Source organism: Paraburkholderia monticola, assembly GCF_001580545.1.
Classification (GTDB): Bacteria; Pseudomonadota; Gammaproteobacteria; order Burkholderiales; family Burkholderiaceae; genus Paraburkholderia; species Paraburkholderia monticola.
This window is the reverse complement of record NZ_LRBG01000022.1, coordinates 222,008-243,392: the sequence shown is the minus strand read 5'-3', so window position 1 is coordinate 243,392 and position 21,385 is coordinate 222,008. Positions and strand designations below refer to the sequence as shown.

The 21,385-nt window shown below is 64.2% G+C and carries 22 protein-coding genes; 4 read left to right on the top strand and 18 right to left on the bottom strand.

The genetic code is table 11. The features are described from left to right. Nucleotides 1–45 precede the first annotated feature (45 nt). The 6 genes from CI15_RS17960 to ndk all read right to left on the bottom strand — a co-directional run bounded on the left by CI15_RS17960 (nt 46) and on the right by ndk (nt 6,641). Nucleotides 46–675 carry a tetratricopeptide repeat protein gene (locus CI15_RS17960; RefSeq protein ID WP_062129645.1) on the bottom strand — a complete coding sequence of 210 codons (630 nt, stop codon included), beginning with the start codon at nt 673–675 and terminating at the stop codon, nt 46–48. A 66-nt stretch (nt 676–741) separates the two neighbouring features. Further along, nucleotides 742–2,082 carry a histidine--tRNA ligase gene (gene hisS, locus CI15_RS17955; RefSeq protein WP_062129644.1) on the bottom strand — a complete coding sequence of 447 codons (1,341 nt, stop codon included), beginning with the start codon at nt 2,080–2,082 and terminating at the stop codon, nt 742–744. 21 nt (nt 2,083–2,103) lie between these two features. Beyond that, nucleotides 2,104–3,420: a flavodoxin-dependent (E)-4-hydroxy-3-methylbut-2-enyl-diphosphate synthase gene (ispG, locus tag CI15_RS17950; RefSeq protein WP_062129643.1), complete on the bottom strand. Its 1,317-nt coding sequence runs from the start codon at nt 3,418–3,420 to the stop codon at nt 2,104–2,106. 85 nt (nt 3,421–3,505) lie between these two features. After that, on the bottom strand, nt 3,506–4,633 hold the full coding sequence (locus CI15_RS17945; RefSeq protein WP_062129642.1) for a helix-turn-helix domain-containing protein: 1,128 nt from the start codon (nt 4,631–4,633) through the stop codon (nt 3,506–3,508). 213 nt (nt 4,634–4,846) lie between these two features. Further along, a complete protein-coding gene (gene rlmN / locus CI15_RS17940; RefSeq protein WP_062129641.1) occupies nt 4,847–5,998 on the bottom strand; it encodes a dual-specificity RNA methyltransferase RlmN in 1,152 nt (383 codons plus the stop codon). Between the two features lie 217 nt (nt 5,999–6,215). Beyond that, complete coding sequence (gene ndk, locus CI15_RS17935; RefSeq protein WP_042322811.1) at nt 6,216–6,641, bottom strand: nucleoside-diphosphate kinase; 426 nt, start codon at nt 6,639–6,641, stop codon at nt 6,216–6,218. A 271-nt stretch (nt 6,642–6,912) separates the two neighbouring features. Here ndk and CI15_RS17930 point away from each other — a divergent pair, with 271 nt between their 5' ends. Next, nucleotides 6,913–7,611 (top strand): Bax inhibitor-1/YccA family protein, encoded by a 699-nt coding sequence (locus tag CI15_RS17930; protein WP_027198083.1) that lies wholly within the window; start codon nt 6,913–6,915, stop codon nt 7,609–7,611. 146 nt (nt 7,612–7,757) lie between these two features. Here the strand turns inward: CI15_RS17930 and CI15_RS17925 are convergent, their stop codons facing one another. The 10 genes from CI15_RS17925 to CI15_RS17880 all read right to left on the bottom strand — a co-directional run bounded on the left by CI15_RS17925 (nt 7,758) and on the right by CI15_RS17880 (nt 16,921). After that, complete coding sequence (locus CI15_RS17925; RefSeq protein WP_062129640.1) at nt 7,758–8,531, bottom strand: MBL fold metallo-hydrolase; 774 nt, start codon at nt 8,529–8,531, stop codon at nt 7,758–7,760. Nucleotides 8,532–8,538: 7 nt separating this feature from the next. Then, a complete protein-coding gene (bamC, locus tag CI15_RS17920) occupies nt 8,539–9,678 on the bottom strand; it encodes an outer membrane protein assembly factor BamC (RefSeq protein ID WP_062129639.1) in 1,140 nt (379 codons plus the stop codon). Between the two features lie 123 nt (nt 9,679–9,801). Next, the gene (gene dapA, locus CI15_RS17915; protein ID WP_062129638.1) at nt 9,802–10,719 is read right to left on the bottom strand and encodes a 4-hydroxy-tetrahydrodipicolinate synthase; all 918 of its coding nucleotides are present in this window, start codon (nt 10,717–10,719) and stop codon (nt 9,802–9,804) included. Between the two features lie 43 nt (nt 10,720–10,762). Next, the gene (locus CI15_RS17910) at nt 10,763–11,365 is read right to left on the bottom strand and encodes a class I SAM-dependent methyltransferase (protein WP_062129637.1); all 603 of its coding nucleotides are present in this window, start codon (nt 11,363–11,365) and stop codon (nt 10,763–10,765) included. A 36-nt stretch (nt 11,366–11,401) separates the two neighbouring features. Beyond that, nucleotides 11,402–12,604, bottom strand: a complete 1,203-nt coding sequence (locus CI15_RS17905) for a tryptophan--tRNA ligase (protein ID WP_062129636.1) — start codon at nt 12,602–12,604, stop codon at nt 11,402–11,404. A 6-nt stretch (nt 12,605–12,610) separates the two neighbouring features. Next, the gene (locus CI15_RS17900; RefSeq protein ID WP_062129635.1) at nt 12,611–13,273 is read right to left on the bottom strand and encodes a site-2 protease family protein; all 663 of its coding nucleotides are present in this window, start codon (nt 13,271–13,273) and stop codon (nt 12,611–12,613) included. Nucleotides 13,274–13,329: 56 nt separating this feature from the next. Further along, nucleotides 13,330–13,965: an L-threonylcarbamoyladenylate synthase gene (locus CI15_RS17895; RefSeq protein WP_062129634.1), complete on the bottom strand. Its 636-nt coding sequence runs from the start codon at nt 13,963–13,965 to the stop codon at nt 13,330–13,332. Nucleotides 13,966–14,078: 113 nt separating this feature from the next. After that, a complete protein-coding gene (locus tag CI15_RS17890) occupies nt 14,079–14,909 on the bottom strand; it encodes a 3',5'-nucleoside bisphosphate phosphatase (RefSeq protein ID WP_062129633.1) in 831 nt (276 codons plus the stop codon). A gap of 168 nt (nt 14,910–15,077) precedes the next feature. Then, on the bottom strand, nt 15,078–15,962 hold the full coding sequence (locus tag CI15_RS17885; protein ID WP_062129632.1) for an alpha/beta fold hydrolase: 885 nt from the start codon (nt 15,960–15,962) through the stop codon (nt 15,078–15,080). Between the two features lie 71 nt (nt 15,963–16,033). Further along, a complete protein-coding gene (locus CI15_RS17880) occupies nt 16,034–16,921 on the bottom strand; it encodes a ferritin-like domain-containing protein (protein WP_062129903.1) in 888 nt (295 codons plus the stop codon). A gap of 296 nt (nt 16,922–17,217) precedes the next feature. On the opposite strand from CI15_RS17880, the gene CI15_RS17875 reads away from it, so the two are divergent. From CI15_RS17875 to CI15_RS17865, 3 genes are all read left to right on the top strand, one after another. Further along, nucleotides 17,218–17,742 (top strand): gamma carbonic anhydrase family protein, encoded by a 525-nt coding sequence (locus CI15_RS17875; RefSeq protein WP_062129631.1) that lies wholly within the window; start codon nt 17,218–17,220, stop codon nt 17,740–17,742. Nucleotides 17,743–17,807: 65 nt separating this feature from the next. Continuing rightward, nucleotides 17,808–18,758, top strand: coding sequence for an Hsp33 family molecular chaperone HslO (gene hslO / locus CI15_RS17870; RefSeq protein ID WP_062129630.1), 951 nt, complete (start codon nt 17,808–17,810; stop codon nt 18,756–18,758). 197 nt (nt 18,759–18,955) lie between these two features. Next, complete coding sequence (locus CI15_RS17865) at nt 18,956–19,318, top strand: hypothetical protein (protein ID WP_062129629.1); 363 nt, start codon at nt 18,956–18,958, stop codon at nt 19,316–19,318. Between the two features lie 109 nt (nt 19,319–19,427). Here the strand turns inward: CI15_RS17865 and ftsB are convergent, their stop codons facing one another. Continuing rightward, entirely contained in the window at nt 19,428–19,865 is a 438-nt protein-coding gene (ftsB, locus tag CI15_RS17860; RefSeq protein WP_062129628.1) for a cell division protein FtsB, read from the bottom strand. Between the two features lie 113 nt (nt 19,866–19,978). Continuing rightward, nucleotides 19,979–21,262: a phosphopyruvate hydratase gene (eno, locus tag CI15_RS17855; RefSeq protein ID WP_062129627.1), complete on the bottom strand. Its 1,284-nt coding sequence runs from the start codon at nt 21,260–21,262 to the stop codon at nt 19,979–19,981. Nucleotides 21,263–21,385 lie beyond the last annotated feature (123 nt).

Genomic DNA, 21,385 nt, shown 5'->3' with positions numbered 1-21,385 from the left:
GAGACCGACTTGCGGTCGTGGCTTGCGGCGCGCCGCGCGGGACGCTCAGCCGCCAAGCGCATCCAGCTTGAACTGGATCAGCTGGCGCGCCGAGATGTCGCTCTTCGCCAGCGAGTCGAGCGCGACCTTGTAGGCCGCGCGCGCGTCGTCGCGTTTGCCCTGGGCCGCGAGCAGGTCGCCGCGGCGGTCCGCCACGACGCCCTTGAAAGCATCGGATTGCGGCTCGGCCAACAGTGCGAGGCCCTGGTCGTAAGCCTTGTCGTCGAGCAGCAGCGACGCCATGCGCAGCTTCGCGACCTGCTTGAACTCGTCGTCCTTCGCGTGATCGATCGCCCATTGCAACTGCGCTTTCGCGCCGGCTTCGTCGCCCGCCGCGTAGAGCGCCTTGGCGACTGCGAGCGCGGTCATCTGCGCGTAGGCGGTGCGCCCGAACTTGTCTTCCATGTCGCCGGCGACGCGCGAGATCTGCGCCTTGTCGCCGGTTGCCGCAGCCTGTTGAACCTGGTCGTACAGCACCGCGGCTTCCGCGGCCTGGCGACGCTGCCAGAAATTCCAGCCATTCCAGCTCGCGCCTGCCAACAACACCACCAGCACGATCCACGTGGTCGCATTGCCCCACTGCTGCCACCATGCCTTCAGACTTTCAATCGATTCTTGTTCGTCGTGGTAACTCATTGCCCGGCGATTTCCTCTTTCTTGCTACGTGTGCGTGTCGAGCCAGCCGGCCCAACGACATTGCGATCAGTCGTCGCCGTCTTCGGCGGATGCAACCATCGCATTGATTAGATATTCGGTCAAGTCTTCGGCCGGCACGTTCTGTTGCTCGCTCTTACCGCCGTTGGCCTGGGTATCGCGCAGCGGTTTCACGCCGACCGTGCCGTTGGCGATCTCGTCTTCGCCGAGCACGACCGCAAACGCGGCGCCGCTCGCATCGGCGCGCTTCATCTGCGACTTGAAACTTGCCGACTGACCATCCGCGCTGCAGTGCAGGATCACGTCGAGGCCCGTATCGCGAAGGCGTTCGGCGATGATGAATGCCTGCTCGCGCGCAGCGTCGCCCTGATGGACCACGTACACGTCGCAGCCTTCGTCTTCAGGCACGAGTTGGTCTTCCTTCAGCAGCTCGAGAATCCGCTCGACACCCATCGCCCAGCCGCATGCCGCCGTTGGCTTGCCGCCGAGTTGCTCGATCAGCGGATCGTAACGGCCGCCCGCCGCGACCGTGCCTTGCGCGCCGAGCTTGTCGGTCACCCACTCGAACACGGTCAGATTGTAGTAATCGAGACCGCGCACGAGACGCGGGTTGATCGTGAACGGAAGGTTGTTCGCTTTCAGCAGGCGCTGCAGGCCTTCGAAGTGCGCGCGCGACGCTTCACCGAGAAAATCGATCAGCTTCGGTGCGTTCTGGGCGACTTCCTGCAACGCGGGGTTCTTCGTATCGAGCACGCGCAGCGGGTTGGTATAGAGACGGCGCTTCGCGTCTTCGTCGAGCACGTCCATGTGCTTTTCGAGGTACGCGATCAGTTCGACGCGATGCGCGGCGCGCTCTTCAGCGAGGCCCAGCGAGTTGATTTCGAGCTTGATGCCAGTCAGACCCAGGTCGTCCCACAGGCGCTGGCACATCATGATGATTTCCGCGTCCGCATCCGGGCCCGCGAAGCCGAGCGCCTCGACGCCGACCTGATGGAACTGGCGATAGCGGCCACGCTGCGGACGCTCGTGACGGAACATCGGCCCGATGTACCACAGGCGCTTCGGACCGTCGTACAGCATGTTGTGCTCGATCGATGCACGCACCACCGCCGCCGTGTTTTCCGGGCGCATGGTCAGGTTTTCGCCGTTCAATGCGTCGGTGAAGCTGTACATCTCTTTTTCGACGATGTCGGTGACTTCGCCGATACCGCGCGTGAACAACTGCGTATGCTCGACGATCGGCGTGCGGATATTCTGATATCCGTAGGAACGCAGCATCGACTTGACGGTAGCTTCGAAAAATTCCCAGAGCCCGGCTTCCTGCGGAAGGATGTCGTTCATGCCCTTCACGCCGGACAGCTTCTCGAGCTTTTTCTTCTGTTCAGTCATCTGTGTTTCGATAGCCGGTATTTAGTTGAGCGCGTCGGCGCGGCCGTAGCGGCGCTCGACGTAGTCGCTCACGATTTGCTGGAATTCTTGCGCGATGTTCTCGCCGCGCAGCGTCTTCACCTTCTCGCCGTCGATGAACACCGGCGCGGCCGGATTCTCGCCGGAGCCCGGCAGGCTGATGCCGATATTCGCCTGCTTCGACTCGCCCGGGCCGTTGACGATGCAGCCCATCACCGCGACGTGCATCGTTTCGACGCCAGGATACTGGTCGCGCCACACCGGCATCTGTTGACGCAGATAGGTCTGGATCTGCGAAGCGAGTTCCTGGAACAGCGTGCTGGTGGTGCGGCCGCAACCGGGGCACGCGATGACCATCGGCGTGAACGAGCGCAGGCCCATCGTTTGCAGGATTTCCTGGCCGACGATCACTTCGCCGGTACGCGACGCGCCCGGTTCCGGTGTCAGCGAAATACGGATCGTGTCGCCGATGCCCTGCTGCAGCAGAACCGACAGCGCCGCCGTCGACGCGACGATACCCTTCGAGCCCATACCCGCTTCGGTCAGGCCCAGATGCAGCGCGAAATCGCAGCGGCGCGCGAGTTCGCGATACACGGCAATCAGATCCTGCACGCCGCTGACCTTGCACGACAGGATGATCTGGTCGCGCCCGAGGCCGAGTTCGACCGCGCGTTCCGCCGAGCCGATCGCCGACTGGATCAGCGCTTCGTACATCACGCTTTGCGCTTCCCACGAGGTGGCGCGAGACGCGTTCTCGTCCATCATCTTCGCGAGCAGGTCCTGGTCGAGGCTGCCCCAGTTCACGCCAATGCGCACCGGCTTGTCGTATTTGGCCGCCGTCTCGATCATCTGCGCGAACTGCGTGTCGCGCTTCGCGCCGTGCCCGACGTTGCCTGGATTGATCCGGTACTTCGACAGCGATTCCGCGCAGCCCGGATAGTCGCGCAGCAGCAGATGGCCGTTGTAATGGAAATCGCCAACGAGCGGCACCATCACGCCCATGCGGTCGAGCTGCTCGCGGATCGCCGGCACGGCAGCCGCCGCTTCCGGTGTATTCACGGTGATACGCACCAGTTCGGAGCCGGCTTGCGCGAGCTCCTTGATCTGGATCGCGGTGCCGATCGCGTCGGCGGTGTCGGTGTTGGTCATCGACTGCACGCGCACCGGCGCATCGCCGCCGATGGTCACGAGCTGGCCGCCCCAGCGGACGTTGACCGCGTGCGATTTGCGCCGCATTGCGGAGCCGCCGAACACAGGCTCGTCTGAAACGATCTTGCTACAGGATTGGGATTGAGCTTCGGTCTGCATCGAAAAACCCATTTACGCCGCACGCGCTATGCAAAAACGCAGCGCCTGAATTGAAAAAGCGCCGCGGACCGGTTGGCCGCGGCGCATACCGTATGTGTCAAGGCAGCGCGAAGCGCGCCACGTTGCCCTTGGCTGCCGAATATTTCGACGGATCGACCGGCTGGCCGTCGAGCGTCACCGACTCGAGACCGGCCTTGTTGCCGACCGTGACCTTGAACGGTCCGACGCCCGTCACTTCCTTCGGATCGCCCGCATGCACGAGGCCGGAGAACAGTTCCTTGCCGTCCTTGTCGCGCACGCTGAACCAGCTGTCCTGCGTCACGCGCAGCGCGACGACCGCCTCGCCGGGCGCTGGCGTGGCCGCCGGAGCCGACGCGTTCGCCACGACTACCGGCGCGCTTGCGGCCGGCTTGGCTGCCTGAGCCTGCGAGCCAGCCTTCGGTGCCGCTGCCGGCGTTGCCGCTACGTTCGCCGCCGACGCCGAGCCCGGCGCGGCGCCAGTGGCCAGCGGCACGGGCATCGGCGTTGCTGGCACAGACGCAGCATTATCCGCGCTCGCCGCGTTCTCGGCAGTGGCTGCAGCCTCCGGTGCCGAGGCGCCCTCCGCCGGCGACGTCGCCGGACCTTGCGCGACGGCGCCCGATGCCGTGTTGTCGCTGCTCGTGGAACTATTCGCGCTTGCCTTCAGGCGCGCGAGCCAAGCAGACGAATCGCCGCCGTTGGTGTGCCACATGCCGAGCGCGATGACCGCGACGACGATCGCCGCGATGCCCCACAGCCACGAGCGGCTCTTGTGCCCGCTGTCGCCGAGCGACAACGAAACCTTGCCGCGCGGTAGATCCTTGCCGGACGACGCCGGCATCGACAGATTCGGCGCCGGCACGCCCTTCTCGCGACGCAGCGCCGCCGTAAAAGGCGTCGGATCGGCGCCCAGCATTTTCGCGTAGCTGCGCACGACACCGAGTGCGAACGTCGTGTCCGGCAGATGACTGATGTCGCCCGCCTCCAGCGCGCTCAGCTTGACGACCGACACCTTCAGCCGCGCCGACACGTCCTCGATCGTCCAGCCTTTCGACTCGCGCAACTGGGTCAAGCGCGCGCCAACCGCCGCCAACGAATCGAGGGCCGGCTGCACGACAGGCTGGACCACCGCCCGCGCAATGGGTGCCGGGTGGTCATCGTTCGTGTCTGTCTCGTGCGGCTGCGGGTGCTGCGGCTCACTCATCCCAAATCCTTTCGCGTCGATTCTTTTAATCGTGCGACCGGACGGGCTCGAGCCTCACGTCCGAATCGCAGACCGTTTATAACAAAATGTGCGGCTTTGTGCGCCGCCCCCGATCGATTCTGCAAACTTTCTTTTTCAATCGACGGTGGCAAGAGAGCAATTTTGCGTTCGCGGTGCTTTCCGCCGAACGCCGACGCCTCCCGCCCCGTGCGATTACACGGCACGAACCTCGATCACCTTCGCCGCCTTCCCGGTGCGCTCAGCAAGGCGCGTGCGGTCTTTCACCGCGCCGGCCAGCTGACCGCAGGCAGCATCGATATCGTCACCGCGGGTCTTGCGCACGGTGGTGACGACGCCCGCATCCATCAACACCTGCGCAAACCGCTTGATCTGTTCCGATTTCGAGCGGATGAGGCCCGATTCGGGGAACGGATTGAACGGAATCAGATTGAACTTGCATGGCACGTTACGCGTGACGGCGAGCAACTCGCGCGCATGCGCTTCGCTGTCGTTCACGCCATCGAGCATGCAATATTCGAATGTAATGAAATCGCGTGGCGCAACTTTCAGATAGCGCTCACAGGCGGCCATCAGCTCACGCAACGGATACTTTTTATTCAGCGGCACGAGTTCGTCGCGCAGCGCGTCGTTCGGCGCATGCAGCGACACCGCGAGCGCCACCGGCAGATCCGCGCCGAGCCGGTCCATCATCGGCACGACGCCCGACGTGGACAGCGTGACGCGCCGGCGCGACAGGCCGTACGCGTTGTCGTCGAGCATCAGGCGCATGGCCGGTACGACCGCGTCGTAATTGAGCAGCGGTTCGCCCATGCCCATCATCACCACGTTCGTGACGACGCGCTCACCCTTGCCGTCGCCGCCCATCGCGCGACCGCCTGCATCGCCGCGAGACGCGCGCAGCGCAAACTCGGCCATGCGCAGCTGGCCGATGATTTCGCCGGTGGTGAGATTGCGGGAGAACCCCTGCTTGCCGGTCGAGCAGAACCGGCAGTTGACCGCGCACCCGGCCTGCGACGACACGCACAAGGTGCCGCGCGTTTCTTCGGGGATGTACACGGTTTCAACGGCATTACCGTTGCCGACGTCGATCAGCCACTTGCGTGTACCGTCCGACGAAACATGATCGCTGACGACGCCCGGCATCGTGATCGAAGCGCGCCCTTTGAGTTTTTCGCGCAAGGACTTCGCCAGATCGGTCATACCGTCGAAGTCCGCAGCGTTGTATTGGTGAATCCAGCGCTGCAACTGCTTGGCGCGAAACGGTTTCTCGCCCAGGCTGTCGCAATAGGCGACGAGCCCTTGGGCGTCGAGGTCGAGAAGGTTGACGGAGGGACTGCTCGTCATATCGAATCCTGCCATTTCAGTGCGAGACTACGTTCATGCAACAAGCTGCATGAACGCCTTGCCGTTCGCGCCCGTTCCTGCTGCTTTTACCTTACTACTTTGCCGTGCCCCGCGCGCGATTCATGCGATAAAACAACTCGGCTGCACGAAACGCGCCACGCGAAGGACGGCTTGCGAGACGCAACTGAAGTCAGTGCCTGACATCAGCGCGAGGCGCTCAACGCGAATAGACGTTGACCTGGGGGAAGAAGAACGCGATTTCAACCGCAGCCGTTTCCGCCGCGTCCGAGCCGTGCACGGCGTTCGCGTCGATGCTATCGGCGAAGTCGGCGCGGATCGTACCCTTCTCTGCCTTCTTCGGATCCGTCGCGCCCATCAGGTCACGGTGCTTCAGGATTGCGTTTTCGCCTTCCAGCGCCTGGACGACCACCGGGCCGGAAATCATGAATTCGACGAGGTCCTTGAAGAACGGACGTGCTGCGTGCACAGCGTAGAACTTCTCGGCGTCAGCACGCGACAGATGAACCATGCGCGATGCCACGATCTTCAGACCCGCGTTTTCAAAACGGGTGTAGATCTGGCCGATCACGTTCTTGGCCACTGCGTCCGGCTTGATAATCGACAGGGTGCGTTCGATCGCCATAAAAACTCCAAAAAATTAAGAGGTTACAGATTCAAATGAATCCGCTATTGTAGCATGTTCCCGTGTATCATTGCGATTGAACCCTTACGGAACTGAAAGCTTCAAAGCAAAGGGTGCAAAATACTGGTAGCGTAGGCCATGTGGGCGACTGGAGGGTATTGAAACTCCGCTCCGCCGCGCTAATCTTACGGATGAACGTTGCGCCCGCAGGCGCTTCGCGAATTGCCGTATCACCATCTCGACACACACGCTTCCGAGGTAAGGAGAGACCATGAACGAACATCCGTATATGTTTGGCCGCAACGGCGCCGTCAGCACGGCCGAAACGCGCAACCGCGTGCTACGGAACACCTACTGGCTGCTCGCGCTATCCATGATTCCGACGGTCCTGGGCGCGTGGGTCGGCCTCGCCACCGGCTTCTCGCTGTTCGCCGCCACCAGCCCCGCCATGAGCATGCTGGCGTTCTTTGCGATCGCCTTCGGCTTCATGTTCGCAATCCAGCGCACCAAGGACAGCGCCGTCGGCGTCTTCGTCCTGCTCGGCTTCACGTTCTTTATGGGGCTGATGCTGTCGCGCATCCTCGCGTTCGTGCTCGGCTTCTCGAACGGCCCGTCGCTGATCATGCTCGCGTTTGGTGGCACTGGTGTGATCTTTGCGGCCATGGCGACCATCGCAACCGTCAGCAAGCGCGACTTCTCGGGCCTCGGCAAGTGGCTCTTCATGGGCGTGATCGTGATCCTGCTGGCTTCGGTCGCGAACGTGTTTCTGCAACTGCCAGCGCTGATGCTGACGGTTTCGGTCATGGCAATCGTGATCTTCTCCGCCTACATCATGTTCGACGTGCAGCGCGTCGTGAACGGCGGCGAGACGAACTACATCACCGCGACGCTCGCGATCTACCTGGATCTGTATAACGTGTTCGTCAACCTGCTTGCACTGCTCGGCATTTTCGGCGGCAACCGCAATTAAGTCTGACCCATCGCGCGGCGTAACCCCCGCCGCGCTCGATGCCCAAAGTAAAAGCCCATAACGATTGCTCGTTATGGGCTTTTTTCATTACATGACAGCTTGATGCGTGCCGGGACGCGCAATCGGAACTCACCCCGGCGTCAGATTCACAGCGTCAACCACGCAAAACCTTCGCTCTGCGACGCGACCACCACCTCTGTGGGCGCTGCGCCTAGCACGTCCGCCAGCGCCGCCCGCGCAAGGTCTGGCAGATTGTTCTGCTGGCTCAGATGCGCGGCGACCAGATGCCGCAGACGCGAGCGGTCGAGCGACGCCAGGATTTCAGCCGCCGCATCATTGTTCAGATGCCCGTGATTGCCACCGATGCGCGCCTTCAGCGACGGAGGATAACGACTGCCTGCGAGCATCTGCACGTCGTGATTGCATTCGAGCACGAGAGCGTCACAGCCACTGAGCACCGCGCTGATATGCGGCGTGGACGTGCCGACATCGGTCAACACGCCGAGCCGGCTCGCGCCATTCGAGAATACGTATTGCAGCGGTTCTCGAGCGTCGTGCGGAACGGTATAAGGAAGGACGCTGAGCTCGCCAATCGCCACCGCCTCGTCGCCCCACAGCACCTGCAGGTCGACGTCGGCTTCGTCGGCGCCCACCGCGCGCGCGGTGCCCCAGCTCATGTACAGCGGAATCGACCACTTGCGCGCCAGCGTCAATGCGCTGCCGATGTGGTCGCTATGCTCATGCGTGATCAGGATCGCATCGAGTTGCTCGGCGCTGGCGCCGAGCCGCGTGAGACGCCGCTCGACCTCGCGCGCGGAAAAACCGCAATCGAGCAGCACGCGCGTGGTGGTCGAGCCGCTGTGCGCCTCGACCAGCAGCGCGTTACCTTCACTGCCGCTGCCGAGGCTTGCGAAGCGCACGGCTCGCCTAGTTCAGTTGCGCGTGCAGCAGCGACACGATGCGCTGGGCGTCCGAGGACGTGTCGATCTGCCCGTTCGCGTCGACGACCGCGACCTGTGTGACAGCGTCGCCCTTCGCGCGCACGTTGACGAGGAATTCCTGGCCCGGCTTGCGCGTCGAATTGCCGCTGTAGAACAGCTTGCCGAGCAGGCCTTCCTTCTTCAGTTCCTGCATCGAATCCGCGTAGCGCACGTAGTAGATGCCCTTCTCGCGATCGCGATTGTCGACCGTAAAGTTGGTGCGATCCAGCGCGAGGCCCACACGCAGCCAGGCGCGGTCGAACGACTCCTGCAGATCGAGCGTCGATGCTCCGGCGTTCTGCTCGAGCGTGACCGGCGCGGCGGCCGGTCGCGCGTCGGTCAGCAGTTGCTTCGACTGCGCTTCGGTCAGACCGAACTTCTGCATCAGCTTGGCGAGGAACAGCGCCTCGAGCGCCGGATCGCGCGGACGCTCTTCCCAGCGCGACGACGTCTTGTCCTGCCCGGTCATCACTTCTTCCATCGCGCTATGCGTGATCGAGATGTCGGTCGCGTTGTCCGCGCCACGCGACACCAACGTGCGGAAACTGTCGCGGGTGCCAGACGAATAGGCGAAGTCGATGACCTTGCCGACCGTGCGACGGAACCAGTCGTCCGGAATGTTCGCCCGGTTTTCCGCCCAGTCGGTCGTCATGATGCCGGTGGCGGGAGCGTCCGTCTTCAGCACGAAGCCGTTCTCCTGCCAGAACTCCTGCAACTGCGGCCACAGTTGTTCCGGCGAGCGGCCGTCCACGACGAGCCAACGACGGTCGCCGTCGCGCTCGATATGCATGCCGAGCGGATCCTGCGCGTTCGGCTGGCCTTCGGTCGCGTTGCCGGCCGCCGTGACAGCGCGCGTCGGCGTGCCGCCGAGCGCCAGATTGGCGGCCGGCGCCACATAGCGCTGGTCGTTCGGCGACGTGCTCAGGTCGCTCGGCACCGCGAGCGGCGGCGCGGTCGGCGTGGCCTTGTAGTCGACCCGGTCGGAAGCGAACCAGTCGTTCAGCGTGTCACAGCCGGCGAGTGTCGACAGGGCAAGCGCCAGCGCCGCCATGCGGGTTGCGTGGAGGGAAAGTGCGGAACGTTTCATGAGGTCCTTCGTGATGCTGGAACGCGATGCCTCGTTCGGTCTGCCGGGAACGTGGGCTGAAGCGACGTCGGTTAATGAAATGCCGGTGGCGGTCTTGCGCGGGCGTCTGGACGATCTGGGCGTTCAACCGAGCAGACCCGCTTCGCGCAGTGCGCCGCGCACCACTTCGTGGTATTGCGCGTCGAGCGGCGTAAGCGGCAGGCGGATGCCGCCCTGCACACGACCCATTTGCTGCAGCGCCCATTTCGCCGGAATCGGATTCGCTTCGGCAAACAGGTACTTGTGCAGCGACAGGAGTTTCAGATGAATGTCGCGCGCGGTCTTCACATCCGCGGCGAGCGCGGCCTTGCACAACTCGCTCATTGCGCGCGGTGCGACATTCGCGGTGACTGAAATATTGCCGTGGCCGCCGAGCAGCATCAGGGCGATCGCGGTGGGATCGTCGCCGCTATAGATGCCGAAGTTCGCCGGCGCCGACTTGATCAGATGCGCGGCGCGATCGATGTTGCCAGTGGCTTCCTTCACACCGACGATGCCCGGCACCTGCGCGCAGCGCAGGATGGTTTCGTTGCTCATGTCGGCGACGGTGCGGCCGGGCACGTTGTACAGGATCACCGGCAGATCGACGCTTTCGGCGATCTTCGAAAAATGACGGTAGATGCCTTCCTGGGTCGGCTTGTTGTAGTACGGCACGACCTGCAGGGTGGCATCCGCGCCGACGTCCTTCGCGTGCTGCGTAAGTTCGATCGCCTCAGCGGTGGAGTTGGCGCCCGCACCCGCGATGACCGGAATCCGGCCCGCGGCGTGCTCGACCGCGGTCTTGACCATCAGCACGTGTTCTTCGACGGACAGCGTAGCCGACTCACCGCTCGTGCCGACCACGACCAGCGCGTTGGTGCCTTCCTCCACGTGCCAGTCGATCAGTTTGCGAAACGCCGGCAGATCGAGGCTGCCGTCTTCGAGCATCGGGGTGATGATGGCAGGAATGCTGCCGCGGATCTGAACGCCGTCCTGGTGACCGCTGTGGTTGCCGTTAGTCATGAAAAGCCATGAATTTGATCAGGTAAACCGCGATTGTAGCGGATTAGCCAGCCAACTCGTAACAAGGCGGTGATGTTGCCCGCGCGCGGTCATTCACAGGCGCCGCCTCCCGAACTGCACAGATGCGCTGAATGTAGGCGGGACGCGGCCTCGCGAGAAATCCGTCCTGAAATGCGACCACCCGCAACTCGCCCCGCACCCTGTCGAGCAGCTCACCGGGCGTCAGCAAAAACGCCGGATTGGACGGCTTGCCGACGCTTTCGTTTCCTTGCGCGAAGGTCTCGTAAACCAGTACGCCGCCCGGTGCGAGCGCGCGCAGCAACTGCGGAAAGAGCGGCCGGTGCAGATAGTTGGTCACGACGACGGCGGCGAACGTCGCATCGCCGGGTAACGGCCACGGCGCGCCTTCGAGGTCGGCCATGAGCGGCGTGACGAGCGGCGCGTCACGCAGCAGGTCGAGCGCGGCAGCGTCGCGATCGATCGCGGTGACCGGATGGCCGAGCGACGCAAAAAAGCGCGCGTGCCGCCCGGCACCCGACGCCACGTCGAGCACCGCGCCGCCCGGCGCGACCAGGTGCGCCCAATGACGCACCCAGCGCGACGGTTCACCGAGGCCGTGCAAGCCGCTGGTAACGGGAGTGCTCATCGCTGCCGTGTGGCCGTGTGGCGCCTCGAGTGCGCATCAGTTGTACGACAGCCCCATCGCCTCGCGGACGTCGCGCATCGTTTCGGTCGCGAAGCGACGCGCCTTGTCGCAGCCGTCGGCGACGATCGCGCGCAACAGCGACGGGTCGTCCATGTACTTCTGCGCGCGCTCGAGCATCGGTTGCTGCTCACGCAGGATTCCTTCGATGACCGGCTGCTTGCATTCGAGACAACCGATGCCCGCCGAGCGGCAGCCCTTCTGCACCCACTCGTGCGTCGCTTCGTCGGTATAGACCTGGTGCAGCTGCCACACCGGGCACTTGTCCGGATCGCCCGGATCGGTGCGGCGCACGCGCGCGGGGTCGGTCGGCATCGTGCGGACTTTCTTCGTGATCGTTTCGGCGTCTTCACGCAGGCCGATCGTGTTGCCGTACGACTTCGACATTTTCTGGCCGTCGAGACCCGGCATGCGCGACGCCTCGGTCAGCATCGCCTGCGGCTCGACGAGGATGATCTTGCGCGAGCCTTCCAGATAGCCGAACAGGCGCTCGCGATCGCTCATCGACAGGCTCTGCGATTCCTGCAGCATCGCCCGCGCACGTTCGAGCGCTTCGTCGTCGCCTTCCTGCTGATACGCGTTGCGCAACTCGTGATAAAGCTTCGAGCGCTTGCCGCCGAGTTTCTTCGCGGCTTCGTTAGCCTTGTCCTCGAAGCCCGGCTCGCGACCATACAGGTAGTTGAAGCGGCGCGCGATTTCGCGCGTCATCTCGACGTGCGGCACCTGGTCCTCACCGACCGGCACGAGCGAGCCGCGATACAGCAGAATGTCCGCCGCCATCAGCACCGGGTAGCCGAGGAAGCCGTAGGTGGACAGGTCCTTGTCCTTCAGCTTTTCCATCTGCTCCTTGTAGGTCGGCACGCGTTCGAGCCAGCCGAGCGGCGTGCTCATGCCGAGCAGCAGCGCGAGCTCAGCGTGCTCGGGCACCTTGCTCTGGATGAACAGCGTCGCCTGCGCCGGATCGATGCCGGACGCAAGCCAGTCGATCAGCACGTCCCAGACGTTCTTTTCGATCACTTCGGGCGTTTCGTAGTGCGTCGTCAGCGCGTGCCAGTCGACCACGCAGAAGAAGCAGGGGTACTCGGACTGCAGTCGCACCCAGTTTTTCAGCACGCCGTGATAGTGGCCGAGGTGCAACGACCCGGTGGGCCGCATGCCGGAGAAGATACGGTCTGGGAACATGGTTATTTAGAAAAGCGAAACAAGTGGAGTCAGAATTGCGGTGATCGCGCCATAGCCGAGCGTAACGAGTGGCTTCAGCCAGAAACGCGTGAGCGTACCTGTCATCACAAGCGCCATCACGATGAAAAACCCGTAAGGCTCGAGCCGCGACAACGCGATCGATTGCTTCGGCGGCAACAGCGCCATCAGCACGCGGCCGCCGTCGAGCGGCGGCAGCGGAAAGAGATTCAGCACGCCGAGCACCAGGTTCACGCCGACGCCCGCGCCCGCCATGCGCGTGAAAAACGGTTCGTTGACGTTGAGCACCGCGAGCACGACGCCGAACACGCCCCAGACGAGCGCCTGGATAAAGTTGCAGGCGGGTCCGGCTGCCGCGACCCACAGGCTGCCCCAGCGCGGATTGCGCAGATTGCCGAACGCCACCGGCACCGGTTTCGCATAGCCGAACATGAACGCGCCGCTCGTCGCGAAGTACAGCAGCAACGGAATGGCGATCGTGCCGAGCGGATCGATGTGCCGCATCGGGTTCAGCGACACGCGGCCGAGCACGTACGCGGTGTTGTCGCCGAGCCAGCGCGCAACATAGCCGTGCGCGGCCTCATGCAGCGTGATCGCGAAGATCACCGGCAGCGCGTACACCGCAATGGTTTGTATCAGGGAAGAATCCATAGCTCGCTATTGTAACAACGCGCTCGCGCACGTCTGTCGGCTTTCACTCACGGCGCTCACGCTGTTTCCGCGAGGCCGAACGGCGCGAGAGAGCCGCGCCCTGCCCGCACCAGCACCGGCTCGGAGCCGGTCAGATCGATCACGGTGGACGGCTCGCACACGCACGCGCCGCCGTCGATCACCAGGTCGAGCTGCTTTTCGAGCCGCGCCCGGATTTCCTCGGGATCGTTGAGCGGCTCCGTTTCGCCGGGCATGATCAGCGTCGAGCCGAGCAGCGGCTGGCCGAGCTCCTCGAGAATCGCGAGCGTGATCGCATGATCCGGCACCCGCAGGCCGATCGTCTTGCGCGAAGGATGCGACACGCGCCGTGGCACTTCCTTGGTGGCCTGCAGCACGAACACGTACGGGCCCGGCGTCACCGATTTAAGCAAGCGATACTGCCAGTTGTCCACCATCGCAAAATTAGAGAGTTCCGACAGATCGCGCACGAGTAGCGACAGCAGTTGCTTTTCATCGAGCCCGCGGATGCGCCGCAGACGCCCGACCGCGTCCTTGTCGTCGAGACGGCAGGCGAGCGCGTAGGTCGAATCGGTCGGCAACGCGACCACGCCGCCGTCGTTGATGATCTGCACGGCCTGCTTGACGAGGCGCGGCTGCGGATTGTCGGGATGAAGCCGAAAGTATTGGGACATGGAGATTCATGAAGGCAGCAGACGAACTGCGACGGATGGGCTGCGGCGAGCGCAACGCGTGCCGCAGCCAGCCGGCCCGCGCGCGAGACGTGCCGTAGCGGCACGGCGCGCGCTCACAGCCAGCGTTCCCAGACGGGCTTCAGATCGGCGGGTAGCGGCGGCAGCGCGCCGAGTTCGATGCGGCCTTCGCCGGGCGCATGGAAGTCGGAGCCACGCGAGGCCTCGAAGCCGAAGCGACGCGCGACGTCCGCGTATTCGCGGTACTGGTCGGGCGTGTGGCTGCCCGTCACGACCTCGATTGCCTTGCCGCCAAGGTCGATGAATTCACCGAAGAACGTGTCGAATTCGAGCTGCGAATAGGCGTAGCGGCCCGGATGCGCCACGATCGCGACGCCGCCCGCGGCCTGAATCCAGCCGAGCGCGTCGGCGAGTTTGGCCCAGCGGTGCGCGATGCAGGCCGGCTTGCCGTCGCCGAGATAGCGGTCGAACACTTCCTGGGTGTTCGCGCAGTGGCCGTGCTCGACCATGAAGCGCGCGAAATGCGTGCGCGACATCATGTCGGGATTCGACACGTAATGCCGCGCACCCTCGTACGCGTCTGGAATGCCGAGCGTGGCCAGTTGCTCGCCGATCGCTTCGGCGCGCGCGGCGCGGCCGTCGCGCGTGCGGGCGAGACCGTCGATCAGGATCTGGCTGCTCGGATCGATGCCGAGTCCGACGATGTGCACGGTACGCCCGGCCCACGTGACCGAAATCTCGACGCCGCTCAGGTAGTCCATGCCAAGTGCCTCGGCCGTGGCGCGCGCCTCGCGCTGGCCGCCGACTTCGTCGTGATCGGTGAGCGCCCACAGCGTCACGCCGTTCGCATGCGCGCGGCGCGCGACGTCGGCCGGCGCGAACTGGCCGTCTGAAACGGTGGAGTGGCAGTGAAGATCGGCGTTCATCGTGGTCCTGGAGAGGTTCTGCGGTCATTTTACTGCAACGCAGTAAGGGTCCGCAGGCGTATCTCGCGACCGATGCTCCGGTTGCCGCCGTGCCGCGAGCTCGGAACCACGCCAGCGCCGGGGCCCGCGACGTCCGGACGACGCCCGGGCACCGTTTCGAGCGTCGCCTCAGGCGCAGAAATCCTCGATCAACGCGGCGATCAACTCCGGCTGGTCGTGATGCACCATGTGCCCCGCACCGTCGATGATCTTCTCGCACCAGTCCGGAAATGCCTGAAAACGCGCCTTGAATTCGTCGAGCGGAATGTCGCCGGCGATGTGCGCAAGCGTCGGCGAGCCAGCGGCCTCGACGTGCAACACCTTCGCGCTGACCTTGCGCCACACCGCCATCACCTCGTCGAGGCGATAGAGCGTCGGCCCACGGACCTTGTGCGCCGGATCGGCGAGCAGCATGAAACGCCCTTCCCCATCCGGCTTCGACCAGTGCTGCGCGAGAAACTGCGCACGGCGCGGATCGAGGCGTGGATTGGTCTTGATCAGGCGCGCGGCGACGTCGTCGAGCGATGCGTAGCGCTTCAGTTGCGGGGGATCGCGCAATTCGTCGAGCCAGTTGAGCAGACGCTTCGGCGCTTGCGCCGGATGCGACGGCGCGAGCCCGAAGCCTTCCAGGTCGACGACGCGCCGCACCCGTTCCGGCCGCACGCCAGCATACAGACACGCGACGTTCGCGCCCATGCTGTGACCGACGAGGTTCACCTCGCCGTGCGGCGCGTAGTGATCGAGCAGCGCGTCGAGATCGCCCAGATAGTCCTGGATCCAGTAGCTTCCGCCGCCGCGCTCGGCGACCGGCCAGTCGGACAGGCCGAAGCCGCGCATGTCGGGCGCGATCACCTGCCAGTCGCCGGCGAGCGCATCGACGACGAACTGGAACGACGCGCCGACGTCCATCCAGCCGTGCAGCATGAACAGCATCGGTGCATCAGCTTGGCCCCAGCGCCGCACGTGCAGCTTGACGCCGCGCGCGGCAACGAACTCAGAGCGGGAAGTATTCATGAACGGCACACCCACGAAAAAAAGAATGGTCGTTCGATTATAGGGACAGCGGCGCAAGAAGTGGTAACGGATTATTGAGGCGACGCTCGGTGATCCGTTGCCTCCGTGGCTTGCTGTGCATCCTGGCTCGCGAGGGCGGCGAGTTCGGCGTCGTCGAAACCGGCGTCGCGGCGCGCTTCGAAATTGAATGGGCCGCGCAGTTTCGGCGCGTGGTACTGGTCGGCGAGGCGCAGATAAGTATGGTGCGGATCGAGACCGTGCTGGTCGCACAGGTGGCGAAACCAGCGGTTGCCGATCAGAACGTGGCCGATTTCATCGCGCAGGATCACGTCGAGGATCGCCGCCGACGCGTGATCGCCGGCCTGTTGCAGACGCGCGCGGATCGGCGGCGAGGCGTCGAGGCCGCGCGCTTCGAGCGTACGCGGCACCAGCGCCATGCGCGCGAGCACCTCGCCGCGGGTGCGCTCGCACATGTCCCACAGGCCGCCGTGCGCCGGAAAATCGCCGTAGGCGTGGCCGTATTCGGCGAGACGCGCGGCGAGCAGCGAGTAGTGATACGCCTCTTCGGCGGCCACCTTGAGCCAGTCGGTATAGAACGCGGCGGGCATGCGCGGGAAGCGCCAGACGGCGTCGAGCGCCAGATTGATCGCGTTGAACTCGATATGCGCGAGCGCGTGAAGCAGCACTGCGCGGCCCTGCGGCGACTGCATGCTGCGTCGGCCGAGCTGGCGCGGCTCGACCAGTTCGGGCCGCTCGGGGCGGCCCGGCAGATCGGCGGGCTCCGCGAGCTCGAGGTCGGCGTCACACAGCGCGCGGCCGTCGAGCACAGCCGCGTACAACTCGCGGGCGGCTGCGGCCTTCGCGGCCGGATCCTGCTCGCGCAACGCGGCAAGCGCGGCGCGGCGCGCGCACGACGGCTCGTCTTGAGAATTCGATGCAGGAGCAGCGGCGGACGTCATGAAAAACGGATCGGCAATGAAAGCGGTAAAAAACGATGAAGGCGAAACGATGAAGGCGACGGATAGACAGCGGCCGGCAATGCCGCCAAGCGGCCGAAGCACACAACCGTTTACAATACCCGATTCGACCATACAGCGCGCTTTCGGGCGCGCCCGTCGGTTGGCGACGCAGGACTGCCAACCTCGCACCGCGGCGGGTGCACGTCACCCTGCCCGTGTGCGTCAACCGATCAGCCAACCATCGCGCACGGGATCGGAGTCACCCAAAGACGGGCTCCGACCATCAAGGAGACATTGTGACGATTTACAAGCTGGGCGAAGCCGCCCCGATCATTCATGAAAGCGTGTTCGTCGCGGATTCGGCGAACATCATCGGCAACGTGACGCTCGAGGAGAACGCGAGCGTGTGGTTCGGCGCGACGCTGCGCGGCGACAACGAGCCGATCACGATCGGCGCCGGCAGCAACGTGCAGGAAAACGCGGTGCTGCATACCGACCCCGGCTATCCGCTGACGGTCGAGCCGAACGTGACGATCGGCCATCAGGTCATGCTGCACGGCTGCACGATCAAGGAAGGCTCGTTGATCGGAATTCAGGCGGTGGTCTTGAATGGCGCGGTGATCGGCCGCAACTGTCTGGTCGGAGCGGGCGCCATCGTCACAGAGGGCAAGGTGTTTCCCGACAATACGCTGATTCTCGGCGCGCCCGCGAAGGCGGTGCGCGAACTGACGGAAACAGATATCGCCAACATGCAGCGCGCCGCGGCAAGCTATGCCGGGCGCCGCGAGTATTTCAAGGCGCAGCTCGTACGCATCGGCTAGACGGCCGACGCGCGCGGCGCGCAAAGGCGCGGCATCACGCCGCGTCATTCCAGCGAGGAAGAGTTGTGAGCGACCAGTTGCAAAAATTCATGTTCAGCGCGGCGCCGGTGCGTGGCGAGATCGTTTCCCTGCGCAATACCTGGCAGGACGTGCTGACGCGCCGCGATTATCCGGCGCCCGTGCGAACCATTCTGGGCGAAATGATGGCCGCGTGCGCGCTGCTGTCCGCGAACCTGAAGTTCGACGGCACGCTCGTCATGCAGATTTTCGGCGATGGCCCGGTCAAGATGCTGGTCGTGCAGTGCAGCTCGAACCTGACGATGCGCGCAACCGCGAAGCTCTCCGGCGAAACCGCCCATACGATCGACGACACGACCTCGCTCGTTGATCTGCTGAACGCGAGCGGCCACGGCCGCTGCGTGATCACGCTCGACCCGACCGACAAGCAGCCCGGCCAGCAGCCGTACCAGAGTATCGTGCCGCTCTCGGGCGTGGACGGCCCGCTGAAGTCGATCGCCGAGGTGCTCGAGCACTACATGCATCACTCCGAGCAGCTCGACACGCGCATGTGGCTCGCGGCGAACACCGAGCGCGCGGTCGGCATGCTGCTGCAGAAGCTGCCGGGCGACGGCGGCATCGTCCCGCATCCGGGCGAGCTCGACGCGGATACCTGGGAGCGCGTGTGCACCCTCGGCGGCACGCTGTCGCAAGACGAGCTGCTGAAGGAAGAACCGCAAACGGTGTTCCGGCGCCTCTTCTGGCAGGAAAACGTCCAGCATTTCGAGCCGGTTACCGCGCGCTTCGAGTGCTCGTGCTCGCGCGAGAAAGTCGGCGCGATGTTGAAGATGCTCGGCCGCGATGAAGTCGACGGCGTGATCGAGGAACGCGGCCACGTCGAGATTCATTGCGAGTTCTGCAATCAGCGCTACGAGTTCGACCCGGTCGATGTCGCGCAACTTTTCGTGGCCGGCGGACTCTCACAGGGTGTGACGCCGGCGGCCGAGCAGCGCCACTAAAGCGCCCTCTCGCTGCGATGAACTACCTGCCGACGAACTGATCGCCCTTTACGACGGTAGTGCTGAGCGCGCCGCCCCATGCCTCGTCACGGCTCGGGCGGCGCGTTGCATTTGAACGCTGCGCTGGTAGATTGGAACGATGCGACGCCGCGCGTCGGGAGAGCTTGCTCGAGCCTCGGACCGATGGAGATTCGACCATGAAGCACACGCATTCGTTGATTCTGGCCGTGATCGCGGGCAGCGCGGCGCTGGCCGGCTGCTCGATCGATCCACCGGGCCCGGCGCCGATCCTGAGCCGGCTGCCGCCCGATCAGGCAGAGGCCGTCAGTCATGCGCACACGTTCACGCCGGAGGAACGCGCGCGATATGATGCGATCGAGCAACAGGTCATGTTCGAACAGGATCAGTCGATGGCCGCGGACGCCGCCGCGCAAGCCTGGTCGCGCTATTACTCGCGCACGCCGCCCGTGAGGTTTTCTGCAGGGTTCTCGAGCGGCAGCTGGGGACGTGGCTGGGGAACCGGTATCGGCGTCGGCTTCGGGCCATATTGGGGCTGGTAGCAGCAAAGACGGCAGAGCGAAAACGGCAGCACAAAATAAAAAGCGCGGTTCGAAATGAACCGCGCTTTTTTTGCGTCTTTGATACCCAGCCTATGCGAGCCATCAAACCTCAGTGCGCCGGCTTCTTCTCCTTCGCAGCCGCCGCCTTCCCGCCATGCTTGCGATCCGGCTTAGCGCGCGACTCGGGATTCGGCACCACGTGCAGCGGCGCGGCCGACACCACACCGCGCGTCGACGTATCCGCCGACGGCGTGCTCGGCATCGGCAACGGCTGGTTCGGCGACACGAATTGCACGAACACCTCGCCGTCCTTGACCATGCCCATTTCGTAACGCGCCCGCTCTTCGACCGCGGCCGTACCATTTTGCAGATCCTGCACTTCGCCCTGGATGCGCTCGTTGCGCAGCTTCGCGTCGGCATTCTTCTGCAGTTGCTGCGCGAGTTGCCCTTGTAACTCATGCACGCGCAGCCAGCCGCCGTGCCCCCACCAGAGCGGGTACTGGATCAAGGCCAGCAGAACGATCAGGACAGCAGTGACAAGCCGCATGAAGTAAGCACAATAAATACACGCCGCCCTGCGCTATACGCAGGGCGGCGTGGTCAATCAGAAACGAGGGATAACCGGCTCATTGATCGGCGTGAACAATCTGGCGAAAACGCTTAGCGCAGATTGTAGAACGCCGACTTGCCCGGGTAGCTGGCGATATCGCCGAGATCTTCCTCGATACGCAGCAGCTGGTTGTACTTCGAGATGCGGTCGGAACGCGACAGCGAACCGGTCTTGATCTGACCGGCGTTCAGACCGACGGCGATGTCAGCGATCGTCGAATCTTCCGTTTCGCCCGAGCGGTGCGAAATCACTGCCGTGTAGCCGGCGCGCTTGGCCATTTCGATCGCCGCGAAAGTTTCCGTCAGCGTGCCGATCTGGTTGATCTTGATCAGGATCGAGTTCGCGATGCCCTTCTCGATGCCTTCCTTCAGGATGCGCGTGTTCGTCACGAACAGGTCGTCGCCGACCAGTTGAACCTTCTTGCCGAGCTTGTCGGTCAGAATCTTCCAGCCTTCCCAGTCGCTTTCGTGCATGCCGTCTTCGATCGACACGATCGGGAACTTGTCGGCGAGGTTCGCGAGATAGTCCGCGAATTCCGTCGACGACAGCTGCAGGCCTTCGCCCGCGAGCTGGTACTTGCCGTCGTGGTAGAACTCGCTCGCCGCGCAGTCGAGCGCGAGCAGCACGTCTTCACCGGCGCGGTAGCCTGCTTTCTCGATGGCTTGCAGGATGGTCGACAGGCACTCGTCGTTGCTGCCGAAGTTCGGCGCGAAGCCGCCTTCGTCGCCGACGGCCGTGCTCATGCCGCGATCCGACAGGATCTTCTTCAGCGCGTGGAACACTTCGGCGCCGCAGCGCAGTGCTTCGCGGAAGCTCGGCTGGCTGACCGGCACGATCATGAATTCCTGGATGTCCAGGCTGTTGTTCGCGTGTGCGCCGCCGTTGACAATGTTCATCATCGGCACCGGCAGTTGCATCGCGCCCGAGCCGCCGAAGTAGCGGTACAGCGGCAGGCCGGCTTCTTCAGCGGCGGCCTTCGCGACCGCCATCGACACGGCCAGCATCGCGTTCGCGCCGAGACGCGACTTGTTGTCGGTGCCGTCGAGCTCGAGCAGCGTCTTGTCGAGGAAAGCCTGCTCGGAAGCGTCGAGACCCATGATCGCTTCGGAGATTTCCGTGTTGATGTGCTCGACGGCCTTCAGCACGCCCTTGCCACCGTAACGGCCGGCTTCGCCGTCGCGCAGTTCGATCGCTTCGCGCGAGCCGGTCGACGCGCCCGACGGCACCGCTGCGCGGCCCATCGTGCCCGATTCGAGCAGCACGTCGCATTCGACGGTGGGGTTGCCTCGCGAATCGAGAATCTCTCGACCGATGATGTCTACGATAGCACTCATGGTTTCCTCAAAGGATGACGTTGAATTCTTTACTGTGACACTGTATTGCACACCCGCCGGTCTCCCCGACAGACAACTCGCGCGCCAATACGTTCGACCGCCATTGTGCGAAAACGCCGCTTG

Coding starts and splice junctions, on each gene's coding strand:
- CI15_RS17960 (WP_062129645.1), bottom strand. CDS start 675: ATGAGTTACCACGACGAACAAGAATCGATTGAAAGTCTGAAGGCATGG.
- hisS (WP_062129644.1), bottom strand. CDS start 2,082: ATGACTGAACAGAAGAAAAAGCTCGAGAAGCTGTCCGGCGTGAAGGGC.
- ispG (WP_062129643.1), bottom strand. CDS start 3,420: ATGGGTTTTTCGATGCAGACCGAAGCTCAATCCCAATCCTGTAGCAAG.
- CI15_RS17945 (WP_062129642.1), bottom strand. CDS start 4,633: ATGAGTGAGCCGCAGCACCCGCAGCCGCACGAGACAGACACGAACGAT.
- rlmN (WP_062129641.1), bottom strand. CDS start 5,998: ATGACGAGCAGTCCCTCCGTCAACCTTCTCGACCTCGACGCCCAAGGG.
- ndk (WP_042322811.1), bottom strand. CDS start 6,641: ATGGCGATCGAACGCACCCTGTCGATTATCAAGCCGGACGCAGTGGCC.
- CI15_RS17930 (WP_027198083.1), top strand. CDS start 6,913: ATGAACGAACATCCGTATATGTTTGGCCGCAACGGCGCCGTCAGCACG.
- bamC (WP_062129639.1), bottom strand. CDS start 9,678: ATGAAACGTTCCGCACTTTCCCTCCACGCAACCCGCATGGCGGCGCTG.
- dapA (WP_062129638.1), bottom strand. CDS start 10,719: ATGACTAACGGCAACCACAGCGGTCACCAGGACGGCGTTCAGATCCGC.
- CI15_RS17910 (WP_062129637.1), bottom strand. CDS start 11,365: ATGAGCACTCCCGTTACCAGCGGCTTGCACGGCCTCGGTGAACCGTCG.
- CI15_RS17905 (WP_062129636.1), bottom strand. CDS start 12,604: ATGTTCCCAGACCGTATCTTCTCCGGCATGCGGCCCACCGGGTCGTTG.
- CI15_RS17900 (WP_062129635.1), bottom strand. CDS start 13,273: ATGGATTCTTCCCTGATACAAACCATTGCGGTGTACGCGCTGCCGGTG.
- CI15_RS17895 (WP_062129634.1), bottom strand. CDS start 13,965: ATGTCCCAATACTTTCGGCTTCATCCCGACAATCCGCAGCCGCGCCTC.
- CI15_RS17890 (WP_062129633.1), bottom strand. CDS start 14,909: ATGAACGCCGATCTTCACTGCCACTCCACCGTTTCAGACGGCCAGTTC.
- CI15_RS17885 (WP_062129632.1), bottom strand. CDS start 15,962: ATGAATACTTCCCGCTCTGAGTTCGTTGCCGCGCGCGGCGTCAAGCTG.
- CI15_RS17880 (WP_062129903.1), bottom strand. CDS start 16,921: ATGACGTCCGCCGCTGCTCCTGCATCGAATTCTCAAGACGAGCCGTCG.
- CI15_RS17865 (WP_062129629.1), top strand. CDS start 18,956: ATGAAGCACACGCATTCGTTGATTCTGGCCGTGATCGCGGGCAGCGCG.
- ftsB (WP_062129628.1), bottom strand. CDS start 19,865: ATGCGGCTTGTCACTGCTGTCCTGATCGTTCTGCTGGCCTTGATCCAG.
- eno (WP_062129627.1), bottom strand. CDS start 21,262: ATGAGTGCTATCGTAGACATCATCGGTCGAGAGATTCTCGATTCGCGA.